The sequence below is a fragment of the Halobacillus sp. ABH2_015 genome, assembly GCF_056158945.1.
The window spans coordinates 1-25,909 of sequence record NZ_JBSWUG010000002.1; the positions used below are offsets into that span (position 1 = coordinate 1).

The window sequence follows — 25,909 nt, forward strand, 5'->3', positions numbered from 1 at the left end:
ATGAAAAAAGTTGTTGACACGAAAAACAACACATGTTAAGATGATTGAGTCGCTGTTTTCAAACGGCCGACAACATTTGATCTTTGAAAACTGAACGAACCAACCAGTACGTCAAAACATTTCTTCTTTAATGAAGAAATTTGAAACAAGCACATTCGGTGTGCAGATGAGCAAGTCAAACTACTTTTATGGAGAGTTTGATCCTGGCTCAGGACGAACGCTGGCGGCGTGCCTAATACATGCAAGTCGAGCGCGGGAAGCGAGTGGATCCCTTCGGGGTGAAGCTCGTGGAACGAGCGGCGGACGGGTGAGTAACACGTGGGCAACCTGCCTGTAAGATCGGAATAACCCCGGGAAACCGGGGCTAATGCCGGGTAATACTTTTCTTCGCATGAAGATAAGTTGAAAGATGGCTTCTCGCTATCACTTACAGATGGGCCCGCGGCGCATTAGCTAGTTGGTGAGGTAACGGCTCACCAAGGCAACGATGCGTAGCCGACCTGAGAGGGTGATCGGCCACACTGGGACTGAGACACGGCCCAGACTCCTACGGGAGGCAGCAGTAGGGAATCTTCCGCAATGGACGAAAGTCTGACGGAGCAACGCCGCGTGAACGATGAAGGTCTTCGGATCGTAAAGTTCTGTTGTCAGGGAAGAACAAGTACCGTGCGAATAGAGCGGTACCTTGACGGTACCTGACGAGGAAGCCCCGGCTAACTACGTGCCAGCAGCCGCGGTAATACGTAGGGGGCAAGCGTTGTCCGGAATTATTGGGCGTAAAGCGCGCGCAGGCGGTTCCTTAAGTCTGATGTGAAAGCCCACGGCTCAACCGTGGAGGGTCATTGGAAACTGGGGAACTTGAGGACAGAAGAGGAGAGTGGAATTCCACGTGTAGCGGTGAAATGCGTAGATATGTGGAGGAACACCAGTGGCGAAGGCGACTCTCTGGTCTGTTTCTGACGCTGAGGTGCGAAAGCGTGGGTAGCAAACAGGATTAGATACCCTGGTAGTCCACGCCGTAAACGATGAGTGCTAGGTGTTAGGGGGCTTCCACCCCTTAGTGCTGAAGTTAACGCATTAAGCACTCCGCCTGGGGAGTACGGCCGCAAGGCTGAAACTCAAAGGAATTGACGGGGGCCCGCACAAGCGGTGGAGCATGTGGTTTAATTCGAAGCAACGCGAAGAACCTTACCAGGTCTTGACATCCTTGGACCTCCCTAGAGATAGGGATTTCCCTTCGGGGACCAAGTGACAGGTGGTGCATGGTTGTCGTCAGCTCGTGTCGTGAGATGTTGGGTTAAGTCCCGCAACGAGCGCAACCCCTAATCTTAGTTGCCAGCATTCAGTTGGGCACTCTAAGGTGACTGCCGGTGACAAACCGGAGGAAGGCGGGGATGACGTCAAATCATCATGCCCCTTATGACCTGGGCTACACACGTGCTACAATGGATGGTACAAAGGGCAGCGAAGCCGCGAGGTGTAGCAAATCCCATAAAACCATTCTCAGTTCGGATTGCAGGCTGCAACTCGCCTGCATGAAGCCGGAATCGCTAGTAATCGCGGATCAGCATGCCGCGGTGAATACGTTCCCGGGCCTTGTACACACCGCCCGTCACACCACGAGAGTTGGCAACACCCGAAGTCGGTGAGGTAACCTTTTTGGAGCCAGCCGCCGAAGGTGGGGCCAATGATTGGGGTGAAGTCGTAACAAGGTAGCCGTATCGGAAGGTGCGGCTGGATCACCTCCTTTCTAAGGATATTACGGAAACGTACTGTGTTGGTTGTTCAGTTTTGAGAGATCAAAGCATCTTTCAAATTTGTGAACCTTGAAAACTGGATAAGGAATTATGACTCATCTAGCGATGAGATCATGATGACAAGACATCTAATTGATTTATATAAACGTCTTTTCACGAAGATAGTTAAGTGAATAAGGGCGCACGGTGGATGCCTTGGTACTAGGAGCCGATGAAGGACGGGACTAACACCGATATGCTCCGGCGAGCCGTAAGCAGGCTTTGACCCGGAGATTTCCGAATGGGGAAACCCACTGTTCGTAATGGGACAGTATCCTATACTGAATACATAGGTATAGGAAGGCAGACCCGGGGAACTGAAACATCTAAGTACCCGGAGGAAGAGAAAGCAAACGCGATTTCCCAAGTAGCGGCGAGCGAAACGGAATCAGCCCAAACCAGAAAGCTTGCTTTCTGGGGTTGTAGGACACTCCTTTGGAGTTATCAAGGAGGAAGATAGACGAATCGATCTGGAAAGATCAGCCGAAGAGGGTAACAGCCCTGTAGTCGAAATCTTCCTCTCTCCGGAGTGGATCCTGAGTACGGCGAAACACGAGGAATTCCGTCGGAATCCGGGAGGACCATCTCCCAAGGCTAAATACTCCCTAGTAACCGATAGTGAACCAGTACCGTGAGGGAAAGGTGAAAAGCACCCCGGAAGGGGAGTGAAATAGAACCTGAAACCGTGTGCCTACAAGTAGTCGGAGCCCGTTAATGGGTGACGGCGTGCCTTTTGTAGAATGAACCGGCGAGTTACGACCGTATGCGAGGTTAAGCAGCAGAAGCGGAGCCGCAGCGAAAGCGAGTCTGAACAGGGCGAGTGAGTATGCGGTCGTAGACCCGAAACCGTGTGATCTACCCATGTCCAGGGTGAAGGTCAGGTAACACTGACTGGAGGCCCGAACCCACGTAAGTTGAAAATTACGGGGATGAGGTGTGGGTAGGGGTGAAATGCCAATCGAACACGGAGATAGCTGGTTCTCTCCGAAATAGCTTTAGGGCTAGCCTCAGAATAGAAAGTCATGGAGGTAGAGCACTGATTGGACGAGGGGCCCCTATCGGGTTACCGAATTCAGTCAAACTCCGAATGCCATAGACTTTGTTCTGGGAGTCAGACCGTGGGTGATAAGGTTCATGGTCGAGAGGGAAACAGCCCAGACCGCCAGCTAAGGTCCCAAAGTGTGTGTTAAGTGGAAAAGGATGTGGAGTTGCTTAGACAACCAGGATGTTGGCTTAGAAGCAGCCATCATTCAAAGAGTGCGTAATAGCTCACTGGTCGAGTGACTCTGCGCCGAAAATGTACCGGGGCTAAACACACCACCGAAGCTGCGGATTGATCTTATGATCAGTGGTAGGAGAGCGTTCTAAGTGCTGCGAAGTCAGACCGTAAGGACTGGTGGAGCGCTTAGAAGTGAGAATGCCGGTATGAGTAGCGAAAAAAGAGTGAGAATCTCTTTCACCGAATGCCTAAGGTTTCCTGAGGAAGGCTCGTCCTCTCAGGGTTAGTCGGGACCTAAGCCGAGGCCGAAAGGCGTAGGCGATGGACAACAGGTTGATATTCCTGTACCACCTCCTTTCCGTTTGAATGACGGGGGGACGCAGGAGGATAGGGAGAGCGTGCCATTGGATGTGCACGTCCAAGCAGTGAGACGGTCGGAATAGGCAAATCCGTCCGACAACGTCAAGCTGTGATGGGGAGGGAACTATAGTACCGAAGCTCCTGATTTCACACTGCCAAGAAAAGCCTCTAATGAGGAAAGAGGTGCCCGTACCGCAAACCGACACAGGTAGGCGAGGAGAGTATCCTAAGGTGAGCGGGAGAACTCTCGTTAAGGAACTCGGCAAAATGACCCCGTAACTTCGGGAGAAGGGGTGCTCCTCTGCCGAGGAGCCGCAGTGAAAAGGCCCAAGCGACTGTTTACCAAAAACACAGGTCTCTGCGAAGCCGTAAGGCGAAGTATAGGGGCTGACACCTGCCCGGTGCTGGAAGGTTAAGGGGATGCGTTAGCTTATGCGAAGCGTTGAACCGAAGCCCCAGTAAACGGCGGCCGTAACTATAACGGTCCTAAGGTAGCGAAATTCCTTGTCGGGTAAGTTCCGACCCGCACGAAAGGTGCAACGACTTGGGCACTGTCTCAACGAGAGACCCGGTGAAATTATACTATGTGTGAAGATGCACATTACCCGCGACAGGACGGAAAGACCCCGTGGAGCTTTACTGCAGCCTGATATTGAATGTTGGTACAGCTTGTACAGGATAGGTAGGAGCCTTGGAAACCGGAGCGCCAGCTTCGGTGGAGGCGCTGGTGGGATACTACCCTTGCTGTACGGACATTCTAACCCAGGACCGTAATCCGGTCCGGAGACAGTGTCAGGTGGGCAGTTTGACTGGGGCGGTCGCCTCCTAAAGAGTAACGGAGGCGCCCAAAGGTTCCCTCAGAATGGTTGGAAATCATTCGCAGAGTGTAAAGGCACAAGGGAGCTTGACTGCGAGACCTACAAGTCGAGCAGGGACGAAAGTCGGGCTTAGTGATCCGGCGGTACCGTATGGAAGGGCCGTCGCTCAACGGATAAAAGCTACCCCGGGGATAACAGGCTTATCTCCCCCAAGAGTCCACATCGACGGGGAGGTTTGGCACCTCGATGTCGGCTCATCGCATCCTGGGGCTGTAGTCGGTCCCAAGGGTTGGGCTGTTCGCCCATTAAAGCGGTACGCGAGCTGGGTTCAGAACGTCGTGAGACAGTTCGGTCCCTATCCGTCGTGGGCGTTGGAAATTTGAAAGGAGCTGTCCTTAGTACGAGAGGACCGGGATGGACACACCGCTGGTGTACCAGTTGTTCCGCCAGGAGCATCGCTGGGTAGCTACGTGTGGTCGGGATAAGTGCTGAAAGCATCTAAGCATGAAGCCCCCCTTGAGATGAGATTTCCCTCTGCTTCGAGCAGATAAGATCCCTCAGAGACGATGAGGTTGATAGGTCCGAGGTGGAAGCGTGGTGACACGTGGAGCTGACGGATACTAATGGATCGATGACTTATCTATATGAAGAAGGCGAAAGCGACTGGTCAAATCCGACTGGCTAAGCAAACATTCGTAAAGGCTGTGTTTTTCAGTCTTGAAGAAGGTGTGCTTAGAACAGCGAGGATTTAGGAGCTGCAGCCGGACTGAACTTCGTGAATCGTGTTTTAATCAATAGTTGTTTCCTTATCCAGTTTTGAGGGTTCACCTCAAACTTTATATTGATGTGGTGGTGAAGGCGAAGAGGTCACACCTGTTCCCATGCCGAACACAGCAGTTAAGCTCTTCAGCGCCGATGGTAGTCGGGTTTACCCCCGTGAGAGTAGGACGCTGCCACGTCACACAAAACCTTCAGGATTGTCCTGGAGGTTTTTTCGTATAGAAGAATGTATGTTTCATTTCTATTGATTGGAACGTTTAGATTTGATAGAGTATAAAATTATTGGTTGTTATTTCCAAGTCGATGAGAGGAAGGAGGAGGAAGGGCGTGAAGCTGTACGGGGCATTAATGGCACTCAGCCTGATATGGGGGTTATCCTTTGTCTTTATTGAGGTCCTTATACCTGCTGCAGGAGTATGGGGGACTGTGTTTCTGAGATGTATGGCAGGCGCCGCTGTCCTTCTTCCGCTGTTTCTTTATCGCTGGTGGAAAGGGAAGCGGCCGGCTGTTCTTCCGTGGAAGCGTCTTATCGTTGTCGGTTTGTTCAATGCCGGGCTTCCGTGGGGACTGATTGCTTTAAGTCAGACATCACTGACAAGCAATATGGCTGCTGTATTGAATGCCTCTACACCCATTCTGACAGGAGTGGCAGGATTTCTGTTGTTTTCTGTGCGTCTGCACTGGAGACAGTGGGGAGGCATAGTGATCGGCTTTGCAGGTATCATCCTGTTAACCGGATTCCGCCCCGGGGAAATAACAGGGGAGGGTTTCATCGGAGTCGGTACGATGCTTTTAGCGGCTTCCTGTTACGGGTTTGTATCCCATTTCACCAAAAGATATCTTCAAGGGACAGACGTCGTCCTGCTGGCTTTAGCCGGTCTGTTGGTCGGAGCCGCTTCCGGTGCGCTCGGGTTGTTCTGGCTCGAGCCGGGCAGCTGGGGAAATGTCGTCAATCTGGACCTTCAATCCATATTGGCTGTCATCGGTCTTGGATGTCTCGGATCAGGGGCAGCTCACCTTCTCTATTATTATATGATTGATCAGGCTGGGGCCGAGTTTGCGAGTATGGTCACCTATCTTGTCCCTGTCACCGCCTTGATTTGGGGTCGTGTACTTTTGGGAGAAGCTGTTACGCCCAACCTTATATACGGTCTGTTGACAATCTTTGCAGGCGTCTACCTGTCTACGAAAAGAAAAAGTCACAGCCATCAGCTTCCATCTGTAAAAGCTGGATAAGGTGGAAAGAGCTTTCTGTGTGATAGAATAAAATCAATCATGCTGTGCTGAGGAGAAATGTTTATGAATCGCTGGGACTCCACACCGGTCATCCGTTTTTTTGGAGGCCGTAAAACATTATTTCTACTAGGTATTCTACTAATGACCGGATTGAATATCCTGGTCTTTTCAAATGTATGGTTTATATTCGAACCTGTTGCCGTATTTGTGAAAACCGTAGCGCTCCCGCTTATCTTATCTGTTGTGGTCTATTATCTGCTGCGGCCGGTGATTAACTTACTGGAGAAGTGGAAAATCAAACGCATTTGGGGCATTGTCTTAACGCTGCTCGTGCTCATCGGGTTAATTACGATGGTGATCGTTTTGATCATACCTTTCCTGGAAAAGCAGTTGATCAGTCTTTCGGAAGAACTGCCACGCTATGTCGTCGACTTAATATTATCGATGGATGAGTGGCTGAAGAATTCTTATTTCTCCGCTTACTACACTAATATGTTTCAGGATGTAGATGGGATGATCAATCAAGTACCGGATTACATATCGTCCTATGCCACACAGACAGTGGAAGGGATCACGAGTATCATTTCTACTGTCACCAGTGTCGTTGTAGCCATTGTCACTCTTCCCTTCATCTTGTTTTACTTATTAAAAGACGGTCATAAGCTGCCCGGGGTCATAATCCGTCTGTTTCCTCCTAAAGCGCGCCCGGAGGTATCGAGTGTTTTCAAAGGCATTGATCACCAGTTAAGCGCCTATATTCAAGGACAGATCATTGTAAGTTTCTGTATCGGTGTCATGATGTATATCGGGTTTTTGATCATCGGACTGGATTACGCCCTGCTGTTGGCAGCAATCGCCAGTGTCACGAGTGTCGTCCCTTATTTAGGGCCGGTGATCGCCATCACGCCGGCGCTGATCATATCTATTGTGACTTCCCCGTTCATGGTGCTGAAGCTTGTCTTCGTCTGGACGGTTGTGCAGCTGTTGGAAGGAAAATTCATTTCTCCCCAGATCATGGGGAAAAGCCTGCACATCCATCCAGTCACGATTATCTTCGTCCTGCTTACGGCCGGTCACCTTTTTGGAATCATTGGAATCATCCTGGCCATCCCAGGCTATGCCATTTTAAAGGTGTTTGTTTCTCACTTTTTCCACTGGTTTCAGCGCCGGTACAACCGTTTTGTTGAAGAAAAAGATCAATACGAAATGGATTAAAAGAGGAAGCGGTGCACCGCTTCCTCTTTTTTTGCTGATCGTCCGTGGTCTTCCGGTGCCTGCAGGAGTTCCCGGTACCGGCTCAACTCTTCTTCAATTGTATTTCCTTAAGCCGCTGCCGCTGTTCTTCCGGCCACCAGGCACCACAGTCTGCGGAAACGACACAAGCAGCGCAGGTGTCCAGGTCATAGACTTTCATCCCCCGAATCGGCGGGGAGTATAAATGAAGGGTGACAAGAGCATTTTCTCCGCTGCGTCCCATTTTATGAATCCCCTTTTTGGGAGCGAACATTGTCCGCCCTTTTTCCTTGTATTCTGTAAAAAGGGGTTCAGGGAGCTTTTCACTTCCTCCTTTATAGACGGTTTGTTTCGTTTCCCCGTTCATAATGAGTATCCAGCCGGATGATTCTCCATGATCGTGAGGGGCACATTCGATGTCTGCCCAATTCATCACAATCATCTCCACATGTTCATCCTCATATATCATCTGGCGGTAGTACGGTTTACCCTCAGGATCCTTCAGGTAGGGATCCAACTCCTCAAGTGTAATGTCACATTCAAGCAGTCTTTTTTTTAAGGATGCCGGAGAGTGATCTGTCAGCGTACGAAAAGCGTTTTGCACCCGTTCTTCCATGCGCATCACGGTTTCCTCCTTTATTTTCTTTTTTGATGCTGAGCAAGCAGAACCCCCATTAGAATGAATAGGCCGCCAATAACTGATGTGGCTGCCAGTTTTTCATGAAGGAGAAGCATGGCGGCGGACAATGTGGCCAAGGGTTCCAAGTACATAAACACGGACACTTGGGAGGCGGGCAGAATTTCATGTGCTTTCGCCCAGTACCAGTAAGCCACAGCGGAAACGAAAATACCTAAAAACAACAGGTGGGCCCAATGACTCAATTCCAGTGCAGCCAGCTGAGTGAGCCCTTGATTTCTAATGAAAAAAGGCAGGGTCAGCAGACAGCCGATGATGCTCATATAAAAGGTTAGGACGATGGAAGGGAGAGGGACAGCCAGCTTCTTCAAAAGTACCGAATAGACCGCCCAGTTCAGAGTGCTTAAAATCATAAGCAGATAGCCCATGCTTAAAGAAAGCTTAATAAAAGATCCTTCCCCTCCGGAGGTGATGAGAAGCACACCGAGCACAGCTGTAATGATGCCGGCTGTTTTTTTCAGACTTAGAGGTTCGTGTAGAAAGATGAATGATAAAGCAATGGTGAAAATGGGTGAAAAAGAAATGAGCCATCCGGCATCGGAGGCCTGGATGGATAAAAGGGCGGTCGCCTGGATCACCTGGTGGATGTAAACCCCTAGAATGCCGAGAACGAGGAGGTGGGGCAGATGGGTTATGCGTACTTTTAAGGGATAGCGGAAAACGATAATCATACAAAATAAAAATAGAGCCCCGATTCCAAAGCGTAGAACAAGCAGGGAATACGGGTCTATTTTTTCGAGCACCGCCTTGGTCGAAACAAAAGATATTCCCCAGAAAGTGATGGACAACAGGGCATACAGGGATGCACTCATTTTAACTGGAGCATTCATATACCTGAATCCTTTCTATAAGTCCGCTGCTTTTACTATATGCATAGAAAGGACAGGCATGTCAGACACCCTGATCCTCCTTTATTTTACCAAAAGACTCTGGGAGCTTAAGTCCTTCGACAAAGAGTGCAGGAAAAAGACAAAAAAACTCCTCGTGAGCGAGGAGTTAAAAGATCCAGTAGGTGAAAAAAGCCAGCAGGATGGAGACGAAAATCAATATCACCGTCGGTTTTAATGCTCTGTCCCGAACATCTCTGAGACTGACACTCAGCCCTAAGCCGACCATCGACATCGTCAGCAGGAAGGATGTAAGGGTGAGCAGGTTGTTCATGACAGGGTCGGGAATGGTGATATATGTCCCTTCGACATAGCTTCCGAACAGACTCATAACGATAAAGCCCAGCAGAAACCAGGGGAACGTGATGGATCCCTGGTTTTCTCCTTTGCTCCGGATCTTCATGACCCAGAGAAGCAGAAGACTAACAGGGACAAGGAGAAACACGCGTGCGAGCTTTGCGAGAAAGGCCATGCCCAGCCCATCAGCTCCTGCAGGCTCACCGGCCAGGGCAACATTGGCGATTTCATGCAGGCTGAGGCCGGCCCACATGCCATAGGCGTCTGCATCCAGAGGAAGGAGCGGCCGGATAATGGTGAAGCCGATCGCAAAGAGCGTACCGACAATCGATATAATTCCGGCACTTACGGCTGTGTCCTCTTCCTTAGCATGAATGATCGGCGACACGGCGGCGATTGCTGAGGCCCCACAGATACCGGTGCCGATTCCGAGCAGGGTCATAAGTGAGAGGTCGGCTTTAAACATTTTAGCTGCAAGGACCATGAGTCCGACAGCAAAAATGATGACGAGGACACTCTTCCACAAGAGGGGAAGTCCTTCATTGACGATCAAGTTCATATTCAGACGGAGGCCGAATAAGATGATGGCCAGCCGAAGCAGTTTTTTCGCTGCGAATTGGATTCCGCTTTTCATTTGTTCGGGATAACCAAAATAATGGCGGTAGAGGACAGCCAGCAGAATGGCGGCAGCAAGAGGTCCGATCTGACTGACTCCAGGAAGCTGGGCAGCGAGAAAACCGACCGCTGATAGTAAGGCTGTATATGCAATACCAGAAAGAAGAGGCTGTTTATATATCGTTGATGTAATGATGTTCATGATGGTTCTCCTTTCTATTCCTTCCTTATCATAAGCGCCCATTGATTATTAGTAAAATAAAACTTTATAATAGTTATAATAGGATTTAATAATAACAGGAGGGTCATCATGGATTTTGAATCATTGAAAACGCTCATTACGGTGATTGATGAGAAAAGCTTTACAAAAGCTTCTCACCTGCTCCGGCTTTCACAGCCCACAGTAAGCTCCCATATCCGGCACCTGGAAGAAGAATTCAATACCGTGCTGATTAACCGATCACCGAAACGCTTTGATGTCACACCGACAGGCGAGATGGTGTATAAGAGAGCCAGACAGGTTCTCGGCGTTATGGATAAAGCCAGAAAAGAAGTGCTGCAGTATCATGACCAGATGAAAGGGACGGTGAAAATAGGAGCGAGTTATACAGTAGGGGAATACATTCTTCCTTCCCTTCTCCGGGCGTATGACCAGGAGTTTCCTGAAGTGGATCTTCAGGTGACCATTGCCAATTCTGAGAGAATCAACAGAGAGGTTCAGCTTCATTCCCTGGACATAGGGCTTGTTGAAGGCCGTGTGGCTGATCAGGGGTTGTCTTCCTTCCCTTTTATGAAGGATAAGATGGTGGTCATCGTGCCGGATGACCACCCAATTCGCACATGTGAAACGCTGACGTTCGAGGATCTGCAGGATCACACGTGGATGATCAGGGAGGAAGGCTCCGGTACAAGGGCGATGATGGAATCGATGTTGGAGTCGTACAATATACGACCGCGAAAGACGATTACGATCGGGAGCAATCATGGAGTCGTCCAAGGTGTAAAAGAAGGGCTGGGGCTATCCTTTATTTCAGAAACGGTGGTGACCCACACAGCTGCCGAACACCTGATTATGCCCCTTCCTTATATTCAGCCGACCACCCGTTATTTTTCAGTCGTCACCCCGATGAGTGAAGAGGAAATCACAGAACAGGTGCAGGCATTTATCGGAAAGGTGAAGGAGTTATTTCAATTGTCATAAAACCTTAACGTCACAGCATGACCATTTTGTTATGATGGAAGGGAGAGAGATTTGGTGCAGATAAGAAAGATGGGGAACAACGATACAGATGAAGTCATCCGCTTGATGGTTGGTGCGATTATGGACATTCCGCTGGACGTGTATACGGATGAACAGAAAAAAGCATGGGCCGGGGCTGTTTCATTGAATGAAAGCTTGTCTGGAAGGCTGCTGAACGGGTTCACCCTGCTTGCCTTGGAACAGGATCAGGTTATTGGAATGGCCTCCTTAACCGATGAGGAATGTATCGATTTCCTATATGTAAGCCCGGATTACCAGCGGACAGGAACAGCATCCATCCTTTTGGAACAGTTGGAAAGAAAGGCTGAATCCATGGGAGCGGTGCGCCTCCATACGGAAGCCAGTTTTGCTGCTGTCCCTTTCTTCATGAAGCACGGGTATGAGAAGATCCGTCATCAAGAGAAGACACTGAACGGGACGGTTATAAAAAATGTTCGAATGTGTAAAAAGGTGCATAACTGATTTAAGACAAGGGTATGGTTCATTGTAAGTCAAGTGAAACGTTTTGCGATGGGAGACGTATATAGAGTAATAAGTAGATTGTCGTCAGATTTCCTGCCAATTCTATTTCATACTGAGGTGAAAACATGCAGAGACTGGACCAGATCGTCGATTACTTGAAGACACTGGGGATCGAGGTTGAAAAAGTGTACCGTACACCGAAGGAAGAGACAAGATAACCGTACTTAACTTATACATGACCAAAGGTATGCTTTTGAAAAGCATGCCTTTTTTTATGATCAGGCGGTTCTCCGGTTTGTTACCGCTTGAAAATCTGGATGGCGGGACTGGATATGTGCCCACAAAATACCGGCACCAGCTGGAAGAAGCAGCCATAGGAAGACAAAGGAGACACCGGAAGTAGAAGCAATGGCTCCAAATACCGGCCCACTGATGACGACAGAAGACTGATTGGCGAGCATACGCAGACTGGAGAGTCTTCCGTGGAAAGCCGGATCCGACGCCATCTGCTGAACCGATTGAAGTAAAGCGCGAATGGATGATGTGCCGAAACCGATAAAGAAAAAACCTATAAAAGCGGGCCATACGTTGGTAGTCAGGCTGACGAGGAGCAGACCACATGAAGTAACGGCAAAGGCCCATACCGCCAGGCTGTTTTTGAATAGTTTCCACCACCACGTCCCCAGCAGCCCGGCTGCCATGCCTCCAATCGAAAACACCGCATCGAGCAGTCCGTAGAGGAAAGCCCCCTGCAGCAGGTGGGCACTGGTATAAACGCTTAAAAAGCCGAGAGAAGTATGAAAGGTCAGCTGCCCGATCATCAAGAGAAAGAACAAACCGTAAAACAGCGGGTGGTGATGGACATAACGGAAGCCTTCCTTCATATCCAGAAAAAATGAAAGGCGTTTCCGCTTTTCTTTTCTAAAGGGAGCTTCATTCAGCTGCATCACGGACAGGGTAGCTGCTGTAAACAGGAGAAGAACGACTGCTAAGGGGATTTCCGCAGGAAGGGTCCCTGCCAGAACCCCGCCTGTGCCTGCACCGATCAGGCTGCCTGTGATCGTCGAGGAATTGGACCAGGAGAAGATTTTCGGAAGCTCGTCTTTCGGAATGATCGCCGCTGTCAGAGCCTGCAGGGCAGGACGGAATAAGGAGCCGGCTGTCTGAAGGAGCATATGGACGAGAATAATCAGCCAGGGGGCTTCTGTATCCACGGCAGATGTCGTCCATAAAAATAAGAGGATGAGCACACTGGATGCTCCGGCAGCTACAGCGAGTTTCTTCCGGCTGTACCGGTCTACAAGTACTCCGAAGAACAGGTTGGAGACCATCCCGGGCAGAAAGCCGAAGCTGACAAATAACCCTGTATACAAAGGGTCGTTCGTCCATTGGAACAAGATCCAGGTGGTCAGCACAAAATACATGGCCCGCCCGCATTCGTATAGAAAGTAACTTCCGAGCAGACGTCCGGTTTTCAAATGAAGCATGTGATCCCTCCTTTTTCCCTTTTATCTTACTGGAAGGATAGAGATTTGAATAATATTTAATTATAATAAAGGGGGATAAGAAAAATGGATAGGGGGAACGTTCGGTGAGAATGGAAGATTATGATCTGTTAATCCAGCTTCATGAATGTGGTACCATCCGTTCGACAGCAAAAAAAATTCTTCTTTCCCAGCCGGCGATCACTCAGAGATTGAAATACATAGAAGAAGAACTGGGAGGAGCCATTTTCGTCCGCACCTCGAAAAAGCTTTGGATCACTCCTTTCGGTGAGCTGACGCTTGCTTCAGCCAGGGAAATCCTGCAAAAGGAAAAAGAGCTCAAAGATAAACTGGCGATGGCAGGAGGGAGGGTGTCGGGCACCCTTTCCATAGGAGCGTCGTCGCTGTACAGCCAGTATTTTCTTCCGGAAATACTCCAGTCATTTACAAAGATGTATCCTGAGGTAACGGTTGATCTTATCACAGGTATCAGCAGTGAAGTCCGCTCATCAGCGCTCGATAATCATCTATCCATCGTGAGAGGGGAGCCGATTTCCGGATTCAACTCGACCCATTTATTGAATGACCCGCTTTATTTATTCGATTTGTTACCTCTCCCCCCTGTAACGGAGAGGCCGTTCATCGAATTCAGAACAGATCCGGACTTTACACGTCTTCTTGAGGAGTGGCGGGAAAATCAGAAGGAACTCACTTACAGGCCGACGATGAAGGTCGATCATTTCGAGACCGCTAAACAAATGATGAAACACGGACTCGGAATGACGGTCCTTCCAGGAAGTATTGCGTACGAGGAAAAGGAAGAGTATGCCTGCCTGCCTCTTGTAGATCAAGAGGGGAATGCTGTAACCAGGGAGACATGGGCATGCGTGAAGCCGGATGTCCGTTCCCTTCCACAGGTAGAGGCCTTTCTTCAACACCTGAAAAAAAGGAGTGGAAATCATGAATGCTCTGGAAAGCGAGCTGATCGAAATCATCCAGGAGAAAACCCCTCACCTCCTTCCGATCTTTGACCAAGCCGATCATTATTTTTCGAGTTATTACATAGGAGCGGGGGCACTTGTGCAGAGTGTATGGAATGAGAAGCATGGGTTTGACCCCGCGTATGGGATAGGAGATGCGGATTTGATCTATTTTGATCCAGAAGGAACATTGGAAGAGGAGCGGCAGTTGGAAAGGGACATGAGAAAGCAGCTTTCCCGCCACCCTTTTGAAGTGGATGTAACGAACGAGGCGCTCGTTCACTTATGGTATGAAGAAAATTTCGACATTCCGCTTGATCCCTATCCGTCCCTCGAAGCAGCCGTGGATACATGGCCGACGACAGCCTCCTCACTCGCTGTCCAAAGAAGAGCACCAGGCACCTTCGATATGTATGCCCCTTTCGGTCTGGAGGATTTATTCAGCTTAATTGTCCGGCCGAACAAGCGGCTGATTCCGGAGGAAGTCTATTTGAAAAAGGCAGCGAAATGGAAAAAACGCTGGCCGAAACTTACTATTTTACCTTGGGAATAGATGGAAGTGGATGGATTAACTTGCAAGGGGTTTGTCATTCATTTTATTATAATAGTATTCATTCCATTTTAAAGGGAGCTGGATGACCGTGAATGAACTTTCGTTTGCTAGATTAGAAGAAATTCAACAAAATGAATTCATAAAAGCTGCGATCGACCGCGTGGGTGCAGGTGTCGTAATTTCAGATCCGGAGCAGGAAGATAATCCGATGATTTACTGTAATAAAGGATTTGAGGAACTGACTGGTTATAAAGCTGAGGAAATTCTCGGACGCAACTGCCGTTTTCTTCAAGGGGAAGACACGAGCGAAAGTCAGGTTGAACGCATCAGAGAAGGATTGAAGAGCAAAGAGCCGGTTCTGCTGGAGATTAAGAACTACCGGAAGGACGGGACACCGTTCTGGAATGAGCTGCAAATCTTCCCGGTCTATATCTCGCAGATGGATCAGACTTATTTTGTAGGGGTTCAGAAAGACGTGACCCAGCGCAGGGAGCAGGAGGAATTGATTGGCCATTACCTTTCTGAAGTGAAGCGGCTTTCCACGCCGATTGTACCTGTGGAAGACAACATTTCTGTACTGCCACTTGTTGGAACAGTGGATGATGAACGGCTGCAGCAGATGTTGGAAGCGGTCAGTCATCACGTTAAAGAAACAAAGGAAGATTATCTTATCATGGATATGTCAGCGGTTCATTCCTACAATGAAGCGGTACATATGGGGATTTATCAAATGAATCAGCTGTTGGACTTGATGGGGACGACGCTGGTCATTACGGGCATTAAGCCGACCTTTGCGATTCAAAGTGCTCCATACGCGGACTTCAGTGAACTTTCGCTGCAGACGTATGCCTCTGTAAAACAGGCGTTGAAACAAATTCCCAGAAGGAAATGATCAAAGCACCGATCTGATGCATTCAGACGGTGCTTTTTTAGGTGGAGGAAGAGCGCTTGGTGAGCGAATCACTTCCTGCCCGGCGGTTTATCCATTACGATGTAGAGGAGAATCCGGCTCGAGGTACCTGGATGTCTGCTGATAAAGAGCACGATTCCGGGTGACTCTATTGGAGTACGAATTCACAAATGCGATACGAAGAGAGGGAAGATGGTATGTATATTATTCATGCTGTATTTGAAGTGGCTCCTGATAAGGAACATGGCTTTCTGGAGGAAATCCGTCCACTGATCCAGGCATCCAGAGAGGAAGAGGGAAATGTCTCTTATGATCTGGTCAAGGATATGGACAAAGCATACACCTACAAAATGGTGGAAGTGTGGCAGAACGGGGAAGCCGTAGAGAAGCATAATCAAAGTGAGCATTTCCAGGCGTTTGTCGGAAAAGCTTCTGAATTTCTAGCTGCTCCTCTTTCTATTAAGATATACGAAGGTGAAGAAGTAAAACAAGGATAAAACAGGAACCCGGCTGAAGGCAGCCGGGTTTTTTACATACAAAGAGGAGACGGGAATGATTTATGAAGAGGCAGGGTATGTTGAAAAGAGAATCAAAAGAAGCACCGCGTTGGCTTCATTCCGAGTTGTCAGGTATGATTTAATTATAGATTACGAACCGGGAGTGGATAGGAATGACAGGTATGATTGAAACGTGGATTAAAAACGAACGTCAGGAACGTCTTTTTCAAAAAGCCGGAGCGATTGCGGATGAAGCAAAAAAACACATCCAGGAAACCGATCAGCACGCAGCCTTTTCTCCGCAAACGCTGCAGGTCATGAAGGAAGTGGGGTACCCATCCCTCGCTCTCCCCCCTCAAGACGGCGGAGAAGGCCTTTCCCTGTATGAGCTGCTGCTGCTTCAGGAAAAAATTGCAGAAGGTGATGGTTCCGTCGCTTTGTCCATCGGTTGGCATATGGGCACAATGATGGAACTATCGCAGGAGAAGTTATGGGAACCCGCTTCCTACAACAGACTCGTCCAGGAAGTCGTCTCCAGCCAGAAAGTCGTCAACCGTGCAGCTACAGAACCGGCAACCGGGAGCCCGACCCGCGGAGGAATCCCTGAGACGACCGCTATGTCCTCAGCGGACGAAAGTCTTTCACGTCAATGGCTGAGCATCTGGATTATTATATTGTATCCGCCTATGTGGAAGATAAAGACAGTGTCGGATGGTTTATGATCGACCGCCACCAGCCCGGACTTTCGGTGGAACAGACGTGGGATACCCTCGGAATGAGAGGGACGGCCAGTCATGATTTGGTTATGAACGATGTGGAGTTTGACGAAGAGGACCTCGTCGAATTAAAGCAGGAGGGAAAGCCGTCTCCAAAAGGATGGCTGCTTCATATCCCTGCGTGTTACTTAGGCATTGCTGTCGCTGCACGCAATGATGCCGTGGCTTTTGCGAAGGAATTTCAGCCGAACAGTCTCGATCAACCGATCGCAGAAGTCCCTCACATCCAGGATAAAATCGGGGAAATGGAATGGAAGCTGATGCAGGCGCATGCCTACCTTTACAGTGTGGCACGTAAATGGGATGAAGAACCGGAAAAGAGGAAACATATGGGTCCTGACTTGGGCGCTGTGAAGCTTGCGGTTACCAACACAGCGAATGAAGTGGTGGATCTTGCCATGCGGATTGCAGGCGGCCGCGGACTGTCAAAGACTTATCCGTTTGAGAAATACTACCGTGATGTACGTGCCGGGCTGCATAATCCGCCGATGGATGATGCGGTTGTGTCCATGCTTGCCAAGCACGCCATTTCCGATGATCAATAAAAAATCCCAAAGCGGTTCGCCGCTTTGGGATTTTTCTCTTATTGTTCAGCGAGCAGGTCGGCGAAAGCTTTCGCATAAGGGGGAAGATCCGGCGGACGTCTTGCGGACACGATGTGGGCGTCCTGGACGACCGCTTCGTCCACCCAGGTGGCTCCTGCATTTGTCATGTCATCTTTAATACCTGGTGTACTGGTTACCGTTCGTCCTTCCAGAATACCTGCAGAAATCAGTACCCAGCCGGCGTGGCAGATCTGACCGATCGGCTTTTCATGTTCATTCATATGCCGGACCATATCGAGAACTTTGTCATATCTGCGGAGCTTGTCTGGAGACCAGCCGCCGGGGACGAGAATTCCGTCATAGTCAGAAGGATCGATTTCATCAAAAGCGAAATCAGATACGGCAGGAACACCGTATTTCCCTGGGTACTCCTCGCCGGCTTTTTCACCGACAAGATGAACCTCAGCTCCTTCCTCCTGCAGACGGAGAAGCGGGTACCATAATTCCAAGTCTTCAAAATCCTTGCTCACAAGAGCGATGATTTTCTTATCTGCTAAACGCATAGACTACCTCCTCCGATTTAATTCCTCTTCATTTTATCAAACCGCTGCGCTGGTTTCGAATCCTGCGAACAGGCCAGTACCCACCAGATGAGCACAGGCTGGAAAAGCGGGCGGATCCAGAGAGCAGCCGGACTTGCTTCCTCCGACCATGGAGCCGGTATAGAATAGATGGCTGCGTAGATATTGGCAGGGAGCACAGCAATCAAGAAGACGGCTGTAGCGAGGCCGGCGGCTTTTCTCGTCTGCGGGAAAACCAAGAGCAGCGACAGCAGCCATTCGGTGATGCCGGACATGTAAACAATTTCAAGCTTCAGCGGCACCCATTGCGGAAGCATCCTGGCAAATCCGTGGTCGTAGATGAAATGAGTGATTCCTGCGTAGAACAAAGCGGCAGCAAAAATATAAAGGCCGATTTTTCGTATCATGTCATGGTCACGCTCCTTTAAAAATATCAGTGCTTTTGAAACCTTTTTTCCCTCCCGGACGTCTATGTAAAAGACCCGTTTGAGAATGCGGGTATACTAGTAAGGTGATTCCGCCTCGTTGTATGAGAAGGAATCAACCACGATTAAGGGGTCGACGTTATGAAAAAACTGACAAGTATCTGGATGATGGCTCTGCTTCTCTTTTCTGTTTGGGCGGTGCCTCTGGAAAGTTACGCCTCTACAGGAGACCAGGGCATCAATGAAAAGCTGGGACTGCCGATTGTTGTCTACGGTGAAGCCCTTTCAGAAGCGCAGAAATCTGAGGTGGCGGACTTACTCAAGGTGGACCAGCATGAACAGGTCGACGAGTTTTCGGTCAACGGACAGGATCTGAATGAGTACATCGGTGGTAATCCAAATTCGAATATGTATTCTTCTGTGAAAATTCTTCATAAAGACAACGGAGAAGGACTGTCCATTGAAATCGTTACACCAGATAACATAACACAGGTGACTAAAGAAATGTATACGAATGCTCTCCTTACTGCCGGCGTCGAAAACGCTGAAGTGCTGGTGGCTTCCTCTGTGAAAGTGAGTGGACATTCCGCTCTTACCGGGATCTACAAAGCGTATGATGCCAAAGGGGTGAAACTGGATGAGAGCCGTATGAAAGTCGCGAGCGATGAACTGGATATTGCGACAGATATTGCAGAAGAAGAAGGGATCGACCAGGATAAAGTCAGCGAACTGCTGACGGAAATCAAGAAAGCCATCGCTGAGCAGGATCCAGCAACGAAGGAAGAGGTCGAGCAGATTGTTCAGGAGCAGCTGCAGACGCTGAACATCGAACTCAGTGAAGAAGACCGCCAGCGATTGACGGATTTGTTTGATCAAATGAGAAATTTGAATATCAATTTCGATCAAGTGAAAAACCAACTGGATGATCTGACAGGCAGCATCCAGGATATCATCAATGATGATGGGTTCTGGAACAGCTTCCGTAATGCCGTTCAAAGCTTCTTCCAGTCTTTGAAAAACTTCATAAGCTCCTTGTTCAATTAAGCCGGTTCTCCGGCTTTTATATCGGTGGATGTCTGCCGTGGGCAGGTATTCAACTGACTTGGTCAGGAAGGACGCCTGCCGAAAGAAAAGCCGCTCTCCCTATAAGGAGAGCGGCTTTTGGCTGTAGAAAAAGACTGTGTTAACCAGTTAGAGTTGTCCATTAGTCGTGTAAAGGGTCACATTCCGCTTATTGGTGGATGAATGCCGCGGGCACGCCCTCAGCTGACTTGGTCAGGAAGGCCGCCTGCCCAAGTGGATCTTCGGACCGTGCTGTTCCTGCAGGCATCACCACCGAACGCTCCTCATCGACGGTAGAATATAGAGGAGAGAGATTGTGCACGAAGCAGGTTCGCGGATTCAAAAGAACGGCACGAGCTGCGCTATGGCCGCTTGCGTGGAAAAGAAAAAGGGAAAGAACAGGCGCTGATGACGGCTGCCTGCCGGAATATGAAAAAGATTGTCCTCCATCCTGCAAGGGTGAGCGGGGTGGAGGAGAGTCTTTTTCAATTTTAAAGAACTTCCAAGGAGCGGTGCCCCTTCCACTCCTGCGGAAGAACGAGTGGTCCGAGATCACCGAGCGTGGGTTTTGCGAGGAAGCTCGGGCGCTCGTCCGCGGAAAGGGAAGGGGCTTTCGCTCCTGGCGGTAAGAAACAAAAAAAGCTTGTAAAGAAACAGAGGTTTCTCTACAAGCTGAAGCCGCTCTCTATGAGGAGAGCGGCTTCTTGTTTATGAATCCACGGCGGTTTTCGTATCTTCGACAATCTGTTCGAAAGGAACGTCGGTGTCCCCTCTATATTTTTTCAGGACTTTCCCGTCTTCTCCTACTAAGTAAAAGGATGTGCCGTGGGTGACCTGGTCATTGCCCTCCGTTTTTAAAACAGAGGCTTTGAAGCTTTCCCGTGCAAAGTCTTGAATCTCTTCCTGTGTATATTCCGTCAAAAATGTCCAGTTGGATTCATCCATGCCGTATTTGCTTCCGAACTCCTTCAGCTTGTCTGGTGTGTCGACGGTCGGGTCTACACTGAATGAGACACTATGTACATCCACGCCTTCTTCTTTCAACATTTCTTTCACTTTCACCATGTTTCTTGTCATAGGCGGGCAGACCGTGTTGCAGTTGGTGAAAATGAAGTCCGCCAGCCATACTTCGCCTTCCAGTTCATCAGTGGAAAAAGATTCCCCATTCTGGGTGGTCCCTTCGAATGATTGGATCTCCCAGTCCAAGGTATCTTCCAGTTCGCTGGATCCACAGGCCGCTAGTATAAGGGCGAGGCTGAGCAATCCGCCTAAGAGTAACAAGCGCTTCATAGGTTTCTCCTTCCAGGTTATAAAGTCTCTTCTAGTTTACGACCGCCTTAAACAACGTGTCAATCGGCTGAGGGACTGTTCTTAAATTGGACAAATATACCTGCTTGTATAACCCTTTCAGTCCAGGGAATCCTAAGGGTCCATGATATTCGATCAGGGAGTGACAGGGTATGCCTTATTATACGGACAGCCATTCCGGAAAAGCATTGTTTTATGAGGATTCAGGGGAAGGGCAGCCGGTCGTTTTCATCCATCCGCCGGGAATGGGACGGATGGTGTTTAAAATGCAGCACGAGCTGGCAGCAAAGTACCGCATCCTTCTACCGGATTTGAGTGGGAACGGAGATTCTGATGTGGTAACACACTCCCCTGACATTACCTGGTATGCAAGGGAAGTGATCAGTCTGCTGGATCATCTCCAGCTGGAATCTGCTGTCATCGCCGGCTATTCATGCGGAGGGATGGTGGCTCAGGAGACGGCTTTGACCTACCCTGAACGAGCCAGAGCAGTCATTCTTGCAGGAGGATTTCCAAAAGTTGAAACCGGCGGGCTCCGTTTTGAGTTCCACGGGGGGATGTACTGGGTGGAGAAGAGCCCTGAAACCCTCGCTAAGCTGTTAAGTCATTCTCATTTCAGGGATGAAAAACTGAAGCGGGAGCTGAATGAACATATGGCGAAGTCGGATCCGGAAGCATGGCATGCCTTTTATGACCGGGCACTTCATTATGACTGCAGCCACCGGCTGGAGAACTTAAGGCAGCCGCTGCTTCTGGTTTATGGGAGCAAGGAGTTCTGGATCAGTGAACACAGTCATTTTTATCAGGCGTGTCCGCAGGCGAAGATGGTCGTCATCGAGGACGCCTATCATCAGACACCTGCGACTCACTATGACCGTTTCAATGAAGCCGCATCTCAATTCATAGACGCATTATAAAAGCAGAGGCTGTGCCTCTGCTTTCAGCTTGCTGGAAAGATACTTTTTTCATCCCGGGGTCATGCTCCTACAGCGTGTAGGTGGTCACGTTCCGCTTATCGGTGGGTGCCTGCCGCAGGCGTCACCACCGATAAGCTCTACGTCACCTCTTTCATCATCTCAATCATGGGAACAAAGTACTTTCTTCTTATGGACGTTAGTGCGCAAAGAGAAGGTTCAGAGTTCCTGTAAAGCTGTGCCTCTGCTTTCTTATTGGGGTTTCAAATCAAATGTCGTGTCGACTTCTTTTCCATACACCATCTGGTTGACGGTAATAGTGAGCGTCGAGGCTTCCTGAAAGTTGTTGGTCGGGAAAGATATCGTGGCCATCCCATCGGTACCTGCATAATCGGCCTGGACTTCCTGGCCGTTATCTCCCAGAACAGAAACGAAAGAAGAAGGTTCTTCTTGTCCTTGTTCTGATGCAGGAAGGGGATGAAAGGATTCTCCGACCAGCTTTTCGTTTTGGTGGTAGTCGTGCGGGCTGTAGCTCAATTCCAAGCTCATGTGCTGGTCACTTGTTGTTTCCACGCTGTCCAGGTAAATATCCGTTTGGCGCGCTTCTCCGATTTTTTCGCTGATCCGTTTAGAAGTAGACGCGTTCAAGTCCATATGGTCTATATCTACAGTAAACGAATAAGAGGCATCTTCCTTAAGGTGGATATCTTCTACAACAAGCGTAAGCTCTTCAGGAATCTCTCCTAATGGTTGAAACCGCCCTTCATAAGTGCCGGCGTTCTCTTCCTGATCATAACCGAGAAATACCGGGATCTTCTCGCCTGTGTCCATCTTAAAGTAGGAATTCATCGTATGATTGAACACATCATCTTCATCTTCAATGGCCATTCTCACTTTTCCATAGGATGCTCGGACTTGGACTTCTTCGGGTTCAATGACAAGACCATCTTTTTCGTAGGTCCCGGTGGTGGTGAATGTTTTCAAGATATTCGCTTCCTCATTGTATACATAAGAAACAGGTGCGGCTTCTGTTTCATAGGTCTCGCCGTCCATTTGAAAGGTCAGGGATGTGGGAACCGTCCGGTTAACCTCTTCAACCTTCGTCTCAAAATCATTTAGTTCCCAAGGGTCATTGACCGGAGGGGTGGAGACTGCTCCATACAGGCGGTTTTCGTAGATCACAGCTTCCTGGTTACCAACCCCATCCTGCCTGAGGTCCAATGTCTGGGCACCGTTATCCTCTGTCGCTTTCATATGGATGGAATGCAGCGACGGCATATTCCCGATCCCCTCCGTTTCCTCCGTCTCAGAAACGAGGGCAGATAAATCAATACGGTACAAGAAGTGGATGAATTGTTCCCCATGCCACACTTCGTAAATCTGAGCCCTGCCGTCGCGTCCCGGCAGCGAAGCCGAAGCTTCGGTTGTTGTGGTCAGCCCTTCTTCCCGTGCAAGGGCCAGGCCCGGAATGCGCTCTTCAAAAAACTCGTGAAGACGCTCCTCTGACTCGATTTCCTTCCAGCTGCCAGGAACGTCTTCCATATCGACAGGCTTGGCTTTTCTATGTAAGGAACCGTCTTCTTCGTGAACCAATTTGGAGGAGTCTTGAGAACCTGTATAAATGTATGTACCTCCTGCAAAAAGGGTCAGGACAGCGCCAATGATGAGCCACTTCCATTTTCCTATGTTTTCCCCCATGGTGAATTCACCCTTTCATCATGCTTGTCACGCTCCCTTCTATACTAACAGAATTTTCTATATTTTTGAGAGGTCATAAAAATAACCCGCGGATAAACGCAGGTCATTTTTCGTCATCGGAGTAATGGTGGAGCAGGGAGTCTCCTTCCGAATGGTTATGATCTTCCTGTAAGGCTTGCGGGGGTTCGTGGGAGAAAGCCTGATTGAATTTTGCTGACCGGTTAAAAGCTTCTGCCGCCTCATTCGATCGTTCGACACGGGCGCGGCGTGTTTTCTTTTCGCTCATCGTTCCACCTCCTTTTGTTTAAGATTTCCTCCTTGCTGTTAAATTAAACTTCTGGATATCATAGATCGTAATCACAGAAAGATCCGTATATAGGGAGAGGGGCTTAAGAGATGGAGGAAATGCTGGATATTTTTAATGAAAAGGAAGAAAAAACGGGTGTCAAGGTCCGCGGGGAGGTTCACAGAGATGGAGACTGGCACGAAACGTTTCACTGCTGGTTTGTAAAGAAAGTCGATACAAAGTGGCATGTGCTGATGCAGAAAAGGGCCTTTGATAAAGAAGATTATCCCGGCTTATATGATATAACGGCCGCCGGACACATCGAAGCAGGAGAGGGATTGATGAAAGGGGGACTGCGCGAAATTCAGGAAGAATTGGGGCTGTCACTGGAACGTTCTGCTTTAACACCGGCAGGATATGTGAAGGAGGAATTGATTGGGAAAGACAAGGTGGACCGGGAAATCTGCCGGTTGTTTTTCTATCATTGGCCTGGCGGGGATATGCCGGTGGGAGTTGAAGTGGCTGACGTTCTTGCCATCCCTCTGGATCAGTTATCCTTCTTAATGACGGGAGAGAGGGAAGTGGCTGCAGGTGTTTCGATTTGCACCGGGGAATCAGAAACTATGAAGGCGGAATCATTTGTTCCTCATACCCCTGCCTATCAAAGCCAGTTGCTGAAGGCTTTGTCTGAATATGTCGAAAAACTTTGACAATAACACCTCTCCATCGATATAATTTTTGATTAAGTGATCAGAAAGGAGTCGACGAATGACACACCCAAGCTTTGAAACAAAAATTGTCCACCATAAACAGGATCAATCACAGGTGCATAACAGCAAGACGACACCGATTTATCAGACATCCGCCTTTACCTTCAAGGACCTGGACCATCTGGAAAGTTACTATGAAGGGGAAAGTCCATACTTATATACAAGAGAAAAAAATCCGAATACCGATGAACTTGCGGGAACGGTTGCTGAGCTCGAAGGTGCTCCATCTGGAGTCGCTTCCTCCTCAGGAATGTCAGCCATCCTTGCAGGCATTCTGGCGGCTGTTGAACCCGGAGGCCATATTGTAGCCGCAGAAGATGTGTATGGAGGTACGCACAAACTCCTGACTAAAGAACTGCCATCCTTCGGAATCGACGTCACCATGGTATCCTTTAACAATTTGGACGAGGTGGAGAAATCCATCCAGCCTCATACCCATCTGCTTTATACGGAATCGATTTCCAACCCGTTCCTACGCGTGGAAGACTTGAAAGGTCTGAGCAGTCTCGCTCAAAAACACGGCATAAAGACGATGGTGGATAATACATTCGCCACCCCCTATCTTGTCCAGCCCTATCAGTATGGAGTGGACCTTGTTGTGCACAGTGCAACGAAATACATAGGCGGTCATAGTGATGTCACGTGCGGCGTCCTTGCCGGTTCGGAAGCATTGATTTCCAAAGCAGCCCAGAAAATCGTGACTCTTGGAGCAAATTTAAGTCCGTTTGAAGCTTGGTTGACCCAGAGAGGGGCCAAAACCCTTGCACTCCGGATGAAACAACAGTCTGCGAATGCAAAAAGTGTTGCAGAGGCACTTCGGGAGCATAGTGGGGTTAAAAAGGTGTTTTATCCTGAATACGTATCTGAACGTGGTCATGGAGCGATTGTTACCATCGAGCTCAATGAGAGCGTGGATGTGGAAGCCTTTTTCAAATCTCTTGGATGGATCAAAATTGCACCGACACTCGCTGGTGTCCAGACAACTGTGTCCTACCCTGTCCGTACGTCACACAGGGCTCTGTCAGAAACAGAACGTGAAAAAATCGGAGTGAACGATTACGTCATCCGCTTATCCATAGGAATTGAGAGCGATGAAGATATCATTCATCAGCTGAAAAGAACCATTGACGCTTCAATAAAATAAAAATTCAGAATGTTATTGACATTGATGCAGATGGTCAGCTATAATTCACATCATAATCAAAATTAAATAACTAGTACTCTTATTAAGAGCGGCTGAGGGAATAGGCCCTGTGAAGCCCGGCAACCTTCAAACATCGGTTTGAAAAGGTGCCAAGTCCTACAGATCATGGATCTGGTAGATAAGAGGAGGATAACAGTACGTTCAGCCCTCTTCTTATATGGAAGAGGGCTTTTTGCATGGATATAGACGCTGTAAGGACCACTTTCTTTTTAAAACTGATTAAAATGATGAGAATAATAAACTTTAGGAGGACAT

Annotated in this window: 23 protein-coding genes, 3 rRNA genes, 1 pseudogene and 1 riboswitch; of the genes and pseudogenes, 18 read left to right on the plus strand and 9 right to left on the minus strand. The window is 48.9% G+C overall.

Annotation, left to right across the window (positions count from 1 at the left end):
• Nucleotides 1-185 precede the first annotated feature (185 nt).
• From ACXAD6_RS00055 to ACXAD6_RS00075, 5 genes are all read left to right on the plus strand, one after another.
• A 16S ribosomal RNA gene (locus ACXAD6_RS00055) occupies nt 186-1,750 on the plus strand.
• A gap of 170 nt (nt 1,751-1,920) precedes the next feature.
• A 23S ribosomal RNA gene (locus ACXAD6_RS00060) occupies nt 1,921-4,837 on the plus strand.
• 201 nt (nt 4,838-5,038) lie between these two features.
• Nucleotides 5,039-5,152: ribosomal RNA gene (rrf, locus tag ACXAD6_RS00065) — 5S ribosomal RNA — on the plus strand.
• Together the 16S, 23S and 5S rRNA genes form the textbook arrangement of a ribosomal RNA operon.
• Before the next feature lie 148 nt (nt 5,153-5,300).
• Nucleotides 5,301-6,209, plus strand: coding sequence for a DMT family transporter (locus ACXAD6_RS00070; RefSeq protein WP_474967096.1), 909 nt, complete (start codon nt 5,301-5,303; stop codon nt 6,207-6,209).
• Between the two features lie 63 nt (nt 6,210-6,272).
• Nucleotides 6,273-7,424, plus strand: a complete 1,152-nt coding sequence (locus tag ACXAD6_RS00075) for an AI-2E family transporter (RefSeq protein WP_474967097.1) — start codon at nt 6,273-6,275, stop codon at nt 7,422-7,424.
• Nucleotides 7,425-7,506: 82 nt separating this feature from the next.
• Here ACXAD6_RS00075 and ACXAD6_RS00080 read toward each other — a convergent pair whose 3' ends face one another.
• The 3 genes from ACXAD6_RS00080 to ACXAD6_RS00090 form a co-directional block, all read right to left on the minus strand.
• Nucleotides 7,507-8,064, minus strand: a complete 558-nt coding sequence (locus ACXAD6_RS00080) for a cysteine dioxygenase (protein WP_474967098.1) — start codon at nt 8,062-8,064, stop codon at nt 7,507-7,509.
• 14 nt (nt 8,065-8,078) lie between these two features.
• Nucleotides 8,079-8,969 carry a DMT family transporter gene (locus ACXAD6_RS00085; RefSeq protein ID WP_474967099.1) on the minus strand — a complete coding sequence of 297 codons (891 nt, stop codon included), beginning with the start codon at nt 8,967-8,969 and terminating at the stop codon, nt 8,079-8,081.
• A gap of 166 nt (nt 8,970-9,135) precedes the next feature.
• On the minus strand, nt 9,136-10,140 hold the full coding sequence (locus ACXAD6_RS00090) for a YeiH family protein (RefSeq protein WP_474967100.1): 1,005 nt from the start codon (nt 10,138-10,140) through the stop codon (nt 9,136-9,138).
• Nucleotides 10,141-10,248: 108 nt separating this feature from the next.
• Between ACXAD6_RS00090 and ACXAD6_RS00095 the strand changes: the two genes are divergently transcribed.
• Both ACXAD6_RS00095 and ACXAD6_RS00100 read left to right on the plus strand, forming a co-directional pair.
• Complete coding sequence (locus ACXAD6_RS00095) at nt 10,249-11,139, plus strand: LysR substrate-binding domain-containing protein (protein ID WP_474967101.1); 891 nt, start codon at nt 10,249-10,251, stop codon at nt 11,137-11,139.
• Between the two features lie 54 nt (nt 11,140-11,193).
• Nucleotides 11,194-11,661: a GNAT family N-acetyltransferase gene (locus ACXAD6_RS00100; RefSeq protein WP_474967102.1), complete on the plus strand. Its 468-nt coding sequence runs from the start codon at nt 11,194-11,196 to the stop codon at nt 11,659-11,661.
• A gap of 278 nt (nt 11,662-11,939) precedes the next feature.
• On the opposite strand, the gene ACXAD6_RS00105 is transcribed toward ACXAD6_RS00100, so the two are convergent.
• The gene (locus ACXAD6_RS00105; protein ID WP_474967103.1) at nt 11,940-13,148 is read right to left on the minus strand and encodes an MFS transporter; all 1,209 of its coding nucleotides are present in this window, start codon (nt 13,146-13,148) and stop codon (nt 11,940-11,942) included.
• A gap of 110 nt (nt 13,149-13,258) precedes the next feature.
• On the opposite strand from ACXAD6_RS00105, the gene ACXAD6_RS00110 reads away from it, so the two are divergent.
• The 6 genes from ACXAD6_RS00110 (at nt 13,259) to ACXAD6_RS00135 (ending at nt 17,406) form a co-directional block, all read left to right on the plus strand.
• Nucleotides 13,259-14,176: a LysR family transcriptional regulator gene (locus ACXAD6_RS00110; protein ID WP_474970327.1), complete on the plus strand. Its 918-nt coding sequence runs from the start codon at nt 13,259-13,261 to the stop codon at nt 14,174-14,176.
• Nucleotides 14,106-14,678, plus strand: coding sequence for a nucleotidyltransferase family protein (locus ACXAD6_RS00115; RefSeq protein WP_474967104.1), 573 nt, complete (start codon nt 14,106-14,108; stop codon nt 14,676-14,678). Before ACXAD6_RS00110 ends, ACXAD6_RS00115 begins: the two co-directional genes overlap by 71 nt.
• 82 nt (nt 14,679-14,760) lie before the next feature.
• The gene (gene ytvA / locus ACXAD6_RS00120; protein ID WP_474967105.1) at nt 14,761-15,570 is read left to right on the plus strand and encodes a YtvA family blue-light photoreceptor; all 810 of its coding nucleotides are present in this window, start codon (nt 14,761-14,763) and stop codon (nt 15,568-15,570) included.
• Nucleotides 15,571-15,785: 215 nt separating this feature from the next.
• On the plus strand, nt 15,786-16,085 hold the full coding sequence (locus ACXAD6_RS00125) for a putative quinol monooxygenase (RefSeq protein WP_474967106.1): 300 nt from the start codon (nt 15,786-15,788) through the stop codon (nt 16,083-16,085).
• Between the two features lie 173 nt (nt 16,086-16,258).
• On the plus strand, nt 16,259-16,807 hold the full coding sequence (locus ACXAD6_RS00130; protein WP_474967107.1) for an acyl-CoA dehydrogenase family protein: 549 nt from the start codon (nt 16,259-16,261) through the stop codon (nt 16,805-16,807).
• Nucleotides 16,735-17,406: an acyl-CoA dehydrogenase gene (locus ACXAD6_RS00135; protein ID WP_474967108.1), complete on the plus strand. Its 672-nt coding sequence runs from the start codon at nt 16,735-16,737 to the stop codon at nt 17,404-17,406. The genes ACXAD6_RS00130 and ACXAD6_RS00135 overlap by 73 nt, the downstream gene beginning before the upstream one ends.
• A 38-nt stretch (nt 17,407-17,444) precedes the next feature.
• On the opposite strand, the gene ACXAD6_RS00140 is transcribed toward ACXAD6_RS00135, so the two are convergent.
• Both ACXAD6_RS00140 and ACXAD6_RS00145 read right to left on the minus strand, forming a co-directional pair.
• A complete protein-coding gene (locus ACXAD6_RS00140; RefSeq protein ID WP_474967109.1) occupies nt 17,445-17,969 on the minus strand; it encodes a type 1 glutamine amidotransferase domain-containing protein in 525 nt (174 codons plus the stop codon).
• A 17-nt stretch (nt 17,970-17,986) separates the two neighbouring features.
• Nucleotides 17,987-18,394 (minus strand): DoxX family protein, encoded by a 408-nt coding sequence (locus ACXAD6_RS00145; RefSeq protein ID WP_035532877.1) that lies wholly within the window; start codon nt 18,392-18,394, stop codon nt 17,987-17,989.
• 159 nt (nt 18,395-18,553) lie between these two features.
• Here ACXAD6_RS00145 and ACXAD6_RS00150 point away from each other — a divergent pair, with 159 nt between their 5' ends.
• Both ACXAD6_RS00150 and ACXAD6_RS00155 read left to right on the plus strand, forming a co-directional pair.
• Entirely contained in the window at nt 18,554-19,456 is a 903-nt protein-coding gene (locus tag ACXAD6_RS00150; protein WP_474967110.1) for a DUF1002 domain-containing protein, read from the plus strand.
• Between the two features lie 348 nt (nt 19,457-19,804).
• Nucleotides 19,805-19,969 (plus strand): annotated as a pseudogene (locus ACXAD6_RS00155) (IS5/IS1182 family transposase); the annotation flags it as partial.
• Nucleotides 19,970-20,182: 213 nt separating this feature from the next.
• Here the strand turns inward: ACXAD6_RS00155 and ACXAD6_RS00160 are convergent.
• Nucleotides 20,183-20,764 carry an SCO family protein gene (locus ACXAD6_RS00160; protein WP_474967111.1) on the minus strand — a complete coding sequence of 194 codons (582 nt, stop codon included), beginning with the start codon at nt 20,762-20,764 and terminating at the stop codon, nt 20,183-20,185.
• Between the two features lie 170 nt (nt 20,765-20,934).
• Between ACXAD6_RS00160 and ACXAD6_RS00165 the strand changes: the two genes are divergently transcribed.
• On the plus strand, nt 20,935-21,699 hold the full coding sequence (locus ACXAD6_RS00165) for an alpha/beta fold hydrolase (RefSeq protein WP_474967112.1): 765 nt from the start codon (nt 20,935-20,937) through the stop codon (nt 21,697-21,699).
• Between the two features lie 249 nt (nt 21,700-21,948).
• Here the strand turns inward: ACXAD6_RS00165 and ACXAD6_RS00170 are convergent, their stop codons facing one another.
• Nucleotides 21,949-23,394, minus strand: coding sequence for a hypothetical protein (locus ACXAD6_RS00170; RefSeq protein ID WP_474967113.1), 1,446 nt, complete (start codon nt 23,392-23,394; stop codon nt 21,949-21,951).
• A 103-nt stretch (nt 23,395-23,497) separates the two neighbouring features.
• Nucleotides 23,498-23,680: a hypothetical protein gene (locus ACXAD6_RS00175; RefSeq protein WP_474967114.1), complete on the minus strand. Its 183-nt coding sequence runs from the start codon at nt 23,678-23,680 to the stop codon at nt 23,498-23,500.
• A gap of 110 nt (nt 23,681-23,790) precedes the next feature.
• On the opposite strand from ACXAD6_RS00175, the gene ACXAD6_RS00180 reads away from it, so the two are divergent.
• Both ACXAD6_RS00180 and ACXAD6_RS00185 read left to right on the plus strand, forming a co-directional pair.
• Nucleotides 23,791-24,390, plus strand: coding sequence for an NUDIX hydrolase (locus ACXAD6_RS00180; protein ID WP_474967115.1), 600 nt, complete (start codon nt 23,791-23,793; stop codon nt 24,388-24,390).
• 58 nt (nt 24,391-24,448) lie between these two features.
• Nucleotides 24,449-25,594: a trans-sulfuration enzyme family protein gene (locus tag ACXAD6_RS00185; RefSeq protein ID WP_474967116.1), complete on the plus strand. Its 1,146-nt coding sequence runs from the start codon at nt 24,449-24,451 to the stop codon at nt 25,592-25,594.
• Nucleotides 25,595-25,670: 76 nt separating this feature from the next.
• Nucleotides 25,671-25,779: riboswitch (SAM riboswitch) on the plus strand.
• Nucleotides 25,780-25,909 lie beyond the last annotated feature (130 nt).

Bases quoted from the DNA above. Each gene is read 5' to 3' on its own strand.
- ACXAD6_RS00075 (WP_474967097.1), top strand. From the start codon at position 6,273: ATGAATCGCTGGGACTCCACACCGGTCATCCGTTTTTTTGGAGGCCGT.
- ACXAD6_RS00080 (WP_474967098.1), bottom strand. From the start codon at position 8,064: ATGCGCATGGAAGAACGGGTGCAAAACGCTTTTCGTACGCTGACAGAT.
- ACXAD6_RS00085 (WP_474967099.1), bottom strand. From the start codon at position 8,969: ATGAATGCTCCAGTTAAAATGAGTGCATCCCTGTATGCCCTGTTGTCC.
- ACXAD6_RS00090 (WP_474967100.1), bottom strand. From the start codon at position 10,140: ATGAACATCATTACATCAACGATATATAAACAGCCTCTTCTTTCTGGT.
- ACXAD6_RS00095 (WP_474967101.1), top strand. From the start codon at position 10,249: ATGGATTTTGAATCATTGAAAACGCTCATTACGGTGATTGATGAGAAA.
- ACXAD6_RS00105 (WP_474967103.1), bottom strand. From the start codon at position 13,148: ATGCTTCATTTGAAAACCGGACGTCTGCTCGGAAGTTACTTTCTATAC.
- ACXAD6_RS00110 (WP_474970327.1), top strand. From the start codon at position 13,259: ATGGAAGATTATGATCTGTTAATCCAGCTTCATGAATGTGGTACCATC.
- ACXAD6_RS00115 (WP_474967104.1), top strand. From the start codon at position 14,106: ATGAATGCTCTGGAAAGCGAGCTGATCGAAATCATCCAGGAGAAAACC.
- ytvA (WP_474967105.1), top strand. From the start codon at position 14,761: ATGACCGTGAATGAACTTTCGTTTGCTAGATTAGAAGAAATTCAACAA.
- ACXAD6_RS00125 (WP_474967106.1), top strand. From the start codon at position 15,786: ATGTATATTATTCATGCTGTATTTGAAGTGGCTCCTGATAAGGAACAT.
- ACXAD6_RS00130 (WP_474967107.1), top strand. From the start codon at position 16,259: ATGACAGGTATGATTGAAACGTGGATTAAAAACGAACGTCAGGAACGT.
- ACXAD6_RS00135 (WP_474967108.1), top strand. From the start codon at position 16,735: ATGGCTGAGCATCTGGATTATTATATTGTATCCGCCTATGTGGAAGAT.
- ACXAD6_RS00140 (WP_474967109.1), bottom strand. From the start codon at position 17,969: ATGCGTTTAGCAGATAAGAAAATCATCGCTCTTGTGAGCAAGGATTTT.
- ACXAD6_RS00145 (WP_035532877.1), bottom strand. From the start codon at position 18,394: ATGATACGAAAAATCGGCCTTTATATTTTTGCTGCCGCTTTGTTCTAC.
- ACXAD6_RS00150 (WP_474967110.1), top strand. From the start codon at position 18,554: ATGAAAAAACTGACAAGTATCTGGATGATGGCTCTGCTTCTCTTTTCT.
- ACXAD6_RS00160 (WP_474967111.1), bottom strand. From the start codon at position 20,764: ATGAAGCGCTTGTTACTCTTAGGCGGATTGCTCAGCCTCGCCCTTATA.
- ACXAD6_RS00165 (WP_474967112.1), top strand. From the start codon at position 20,935: ATGCCTTATTATACGGACAGCCATTCCGGAAAAGCATTGTTTTATGAG.
- ACXAD6_RS00170 (WP_474967113.1), bottom strand. From the start codon at position 23,394: ATGGGGGAAAACATAGGAAAATGGAAGTGGCTCATCATTGGCGCTGTC.
- ACXAD6_RS00175 (WP_474967114.1), bottom strand. From the start codon at position 23,680: ATGAGCGAAAAGAAAACACGCCGCGCCCGTGTCGAACGATCGAATGAG.
- ACXAD6_RS00180 (WP_474967115.1), top strand. From the start codon at position 23,791: ATGGAGGAAATGCTGGATATTTTTAATGAAAAGGAAGAAAAAACGGGT.
- ACXAD6_RS00185 (WP_474967116.1), top strand. From the start codon at position 24,449: ATGACACACCCAAGCTTTGAAACAAAAATTGTCCACCATAAACAGGAT.